The organism is Neisseria sp. P0021.S007 (genome assembly GCF_051956855.1).
This window is the reverse complement of record NZ_JBQCXA010000764.1, coordinates 1-606: the sequence shown is the minus strand read 5'-3', so window position 1 is coordinate 606 and position 606 is coordinate 1. Positions and strand designations below refer to the sequence as shown.

Below are 606 nucleotides of genomic sequence, written 5' to 3'. Positions count from 1 at the left end.
AATCAGTGCAGATGCTCATAAATGGTTTCTGCCAAGGCTTTGCTGATGCCTTCCACTTTTTCCAAGTCCTCGCGGCTGGCCGCAATCACGCCGCGCAGACCGCCGAATCGGGTAAGCAATGCTTGACGGCGTTTGCTACCGATACCGGGGATTTCGCTGAGTGAGGAAGTAACGCGTGCTTTGTCGCGTTTTTTGCGGTGGCCTGTAATCGCAAAGCGGTGCGACTCATCGCGTACGGTTTGCAATAAATGCAAAGCCGGGCTGTTGGGCGGCAGGCGGAAGACTTCGCCGGTAAAAGGCAGTATGAGTTCTTCCATACCAGCTTTGCGCTCGGGGCCTTTGGCGATACCGACCAAAGGAATGTGCAGCCCGAGTTCTTCCCATACTGATACGGCTACGCCGATTTGCCCTTTGCCGCCGTCAATCAACACGGCATCCGGCCATTTGACACTTTCTCCGTTGGCTTCGGCTTCCTGCATTTTGCCGTAGCGGCGCGTCAACACTTCGCGCATGGCGGCGTAGTCGTCGCCGGGCTTGGCGGTCGTGATGTTGTAGCGGCGGTATTGCGAAGGCTGGATGCTTTGCTCATCGTACACAACGCAGGAC

General features: G+C 56.6%; 1 protein-coding gene. It reads right to left on the bottom strand.

The genetic code is table 11. The annotated features are described in order from the left end of the window. Positions 1–2: 2 nt before the first annotated feature. On the bottom strand, positions 3–606 hold a 604-nt coding region (locus ACTHUR_RS15840), incomplete at its 5' end, for a helix-hairpin-helix domain-containing protein (RefSeq protein ID WP_440399613.1).